At 73.1% G+C, this 3,564-nt stretch carries 5 protein-coding genes; all 5 read left to right on the forward strand.

Features of this window, described 5'->3' with window-relative positions:
* Positions 1-605 (forward strand): tannase/feruloyl esterase family alpha/beta hydrolase (locus tag OZN99_RS27620; RefSeq protein ID WP_270938436.1); only part of this gene is annotated, 605 nt, incomplete at its 5' end.
* 17 nt (positions 606-622) lie between these two features.
* On the forward strand, positions 623-1,339 hold the full coding sequence (locus OZN99_RS27625) for a PIG-L deacetylase family protein (protein ID WP_270938437.1): 717 nt from the start codon (positions 623-625) through the stop codon (positions 1,337-1,339).
* Positions 1,336-2,151 (forward strand): alpha/beta fold hydrolase, encoded by an 816-nt coding sequence (locus OZN99_RS27630; protein ID WP_270938438.1) that lies wholly within the window; start codon positions 1,336-1,338, stop codon positions 2,149-2,151. The genes OZN99_RS27625 and OZN99_RS27630 overlap by 4 nt, the downstream gene beginning before the upstream one ends.
* A complete protein-coding gene (locus OZN99_RS27635; protein ID WP_270938439.1) occupies positions 2,148-2,831 on the forward strand; it encodes a 4-carboxy-4-hydroxy-2-oxoadipate aldolase/oxaloacetate decarboxylase in 684 nt (227 codons plus the stop codon). Before OZN99_RS27630 ends, OZN99_RS27635 begins: the two co-directional genes overlap by 4 nt.
* Positions 2,824-3,564, forward strand: a 741-nt coding sequence (locus tag OZN99_RS27640; protein ID WP_270938440.1) for a substrate-binding domain-containing protein, incomplete at its 3' end; no start/stop codon positions are given. The genes OZN99_RS27635 and OZN99_RS27640, both read left to right, overlap by 8 nt.

Consider the following 3,564-nt stretch of genomic DNA (forward strand, 5'->3'; position numbering starts at 1 on the left):
CGGCGGCGGCGGTCTACGACGGCGCCCGCACCGCCTCGGGCGAGCGGCTGACCGCCGGCGGGCTGCTCCCGGGGTCGGAGCGCAACTGGGCCGGCGTCGTCGCCCCTCAGGACGCCGCCACCCCGCCGCGCGCCCGCCTGTTCTCCACCGGCGTGCTGCGCCACCTCGCCTTCCCGCCCGGCACGGAGACGCCGACGCCGGACGCGCTCGGCTACGATGCCGCGACGCTGGCCCGGCTGGCCGACAGCCAGCGCATCTTCGACGCCACGCCCACGGATCTCGGCCCGTTCTTCGCCCGCGGCGGCCGGCTGCTGGTCTGGCACGGCCTGGCGGACCAGGACATCTCGCCCTGGTCCACCGTGGCCTGGTGGGCCGCGCTGCGCCGCGACCAGCCGCAGGCCGCGCAGGCGGCGCGCCTGTTCCTGATCCCCGGCCTGGCCCATTGCCGCGGCGGCGTCGGCGTGACCGAGTTCGACAGCCTTACACCGCTGCTGCGCTGGGTGGAGGACGGCGTCGCGCCCGACGCCCTTGCCGGCACACAGCCCGCCGGCGACCTTCGCCCCCAGGCCTTCCTCGGCGCCGACCGCTTCGGCCCGCGCCGCTGACCCACCAGGAGAGACCCATGCCCGACACCGCCCTTGTCGTCAGCGCGCATTCCGCCGACTTCGTCTGGCGCGCCGGCGGCGCCATCGCGCTGCACGCCGCGCGCGGCTGGCAGGTGACCGTGATCTGCCTGTCCTACGGCGAGCGGGGCGAGAGCGCGAAGCTGTGGAAGCAGCCCGGCATGACGCTGGAGCGCGTCAAGGCCGCTCGCGAGGAGGAGGCGAAGCAGGCCGCCCGCGCGCTGGGCGTGCACGACATCCAGTTCTGGGACCTGGGCGACTACCCCATCAACCTGACGCAGGAGGCCTTCTTCCGCCTGGTGGACGTCTACCGCGCCATCCACCCGAAATTCGTCCTCAGCCACTCCAAGGAGGACATCTACAACCACGACCACCCGACGGTGACGGCCTGGGCGCAGAACGCCCGCATCACCGCCCAGGCGCATGGCCACAACCCGCACCAGAAGGTGCTGGGCGCCCCGCCCTTCTTCCTGTTCGAGCCGCACCAGCCGGAGCAGTGCAACTGGAAGCCCGACGTGCTGCTGGGCATCGACAGCGTGTGGGAGAAGAAGCGCGCCGCCATCGAGTGCATGGCCGGGCAGGAGCACCTGTGGGAGTACTACACCCGCGTCGCCCTGCAGCGCGGCGCGCAGGCCGCCCGCAACAGCGAGAAGTCGATCAAGTACGGCGAGGGCTACCAGTCCGTCTTCCCGCATGTCGTGGAGACTCTGGCGTGAGTTTCGCCGCGCCCCCGTGCCGCGCCGGCTTCGTGGAGCGGCCCGATTGCCGGATCGCCTACGAGGTGACGGGCACGGGGCCGGCGATCGTCTTCGCGCATGGCCTCGGCGGGAACCTGCTGTCCTGGTGGCAGCAGGTGGCGCATTTCGCCACGCGCTACACCTGCGTCGCCTTCTCCCACCGCGGCTTCTTCCCCTCCACCTCGCCGACGCCGGTGCCGGATCCCACGCTGTTCGCCGCTGACCTGGCGGCGCTGGTGGACGAGCTGGGGCTGGGCGAGATCCGCTTCGTCGGCCAGTCCATGGGCGGCTGGACCGGTGTGGAATACGCACTGATGCGGCCGGGCCGGGTGAAGGCGCTGGTGCTGGCGGCGACGACGGGCACGCTGGATCCGCGCCGGCTGCCCCCGCCGATCCCGGCGCCGGACCGGAACGCCGCGCAGGCCGACCTGCTGGCGCGCAACATCACCCCCGCCACCGGGGAGCGCATGGCGAAGGACCAGCCGGCGCTCTACCACCTCTACAACCACATCGGCGCGCTGAACGGCGGGCTGGACCGGGTGGCGATGCGCGCCGCGATCGACGCCATGCGCACTCGCCCGCCCGCGGATCTCGCCGCGGCGCGCTGCCCCGTGCTGTTCGTCGAATGCGGCGAGGACGTCTCGCTCGACGTGCCCGGCGCGGCGATGGCCGCCGCGATCCCGGGTGCGCGCGCCGCGCTGCTGCCCACCGCCGGCCATTCCGGCCATTTCGAGCAGGCCGCGGCCTTCAACGCCATCGTGGAACGCTTCTTCGAGGAGGTCGGCGCGTGAGTCTCGTCCGCCGCAACCCGCCGCGCGTCGCACCGGAACTCGCCGCGCGCTTCGCACCCTATGGCGTCGCCACCATCCACGAGGCGCAGGGGCGCAAGGGGCTGTTGCAGTCGCACATGCGCCCGATCTACCCGCGAGCGCGCGCCATCGGCACCGCGGTGACCGTCTCCATCCCGCCCTGCGACAACTGGATGTTCCATGTCGCGGTGGAGGTCTGCCGGCCCGGCGACATCCTCGTCGTCGCGCCGACCTCGCCCTCCGATGCCGGCTATTTCGGCGAGCTGCTCGCCTGCTCTCTCGCGGCACGCGGCGTGGTCGGGCTGGTGACGGAAACGGGCTGCCGCGACGTGGCGACGCTGCACGAGATGAACTTCCCCGTCTGGTCCCGCGCCGTCTCCGCCCAGGGAACGGTGAAAGAGACGCTGGGCAGCGTGAACGTCCCCATCACCATCGCCGGGCAATACGTGGAGCCGGGCGACCTGGTCATCGGCGACGACGACGGCGTGGTGGTGGTGCGGCGCGCCGAGGCCGAGGCGGTGCTGAAGGCCTCCGCCGCGCGCGAGGCGAAGGAGAACGCCACGCGCGCCCGCCTCAAGGCCGGCGAGCTCGGCCTCGACATCTACGGCATGCGCGAGGCGCTGGCGAAGAAGGGGCTGCGCTACGAGGATTGCGATGGCTGAACCCTTGCAAGTCGCCATCGGTCGCACCAAGCGCACGGAGGCGCTGTTCGCCGGCGCCATCGCCGATCCCGCCCTGCCGCTCGACCTGCCGGCGATCGCGCCGATCAGCCGCGCCTTCGCGCCGATGGTGCGGGAAGGCCGCTACCCCGTCAGCGAGATGGCGATCGCCACCTTCCTGATGGCGAAGCACGCCGGCGTGGATATGGTGCTGCTGCCCTGCGTGCTGGCCGCGCGCTTCCAGGAATCCGCGCTGCTCTGCCGCGCAGACGGACCCATCGCCGGCCCCGCGGACCTGCGCGGGAAGCGCATCGGCGTGCGCGCCTATTCCCAGACCACCGGCATGTGGCTGCGCGGCATCCTGCAGGAGAGCTTCGGAATCCCGGCCGAGGCGATGCGCTGGGTCACCTTCGAGGACGCCCACCTCGCCGCCTATCGCGACCCGCCCTGGGCGGAGCGCGCACCCGCCGGCGCGAAGCTGGAGGGGATGCTGAAGGCGGGCGAGATCGACGCCGCCATCTTCGGCAACGACATGCCGGACGACCCTGCCTTCCGCCCGGTCTTCGCCGATGCCGCGGCCGCGGGCGAGGCGTTCCGCGCCCGCCACGGCTTCGTGCCGGTGAACCACCTGCTGGTGGCGCGCCGCGACATCGCCCGCGACCGCGCGGCGGACCTCGTCACCCTCGTCGCGCTGCTGCAGCGCGCCGGCGCGGAGGCGCCCGGCCGCGCCGCCCTA

It is taken from the genome of Falsiroseomonas oryzae (genome assembly GCF_027856955.1).
Taxonomy (GTDB): domain Bacteria; phylum Pseudomonadota; class Alphaproteobacteria; order Acetobacterales; family Acetobacteraceae; genus Falsiroseomonas; species Falsiroseomonas oryzae.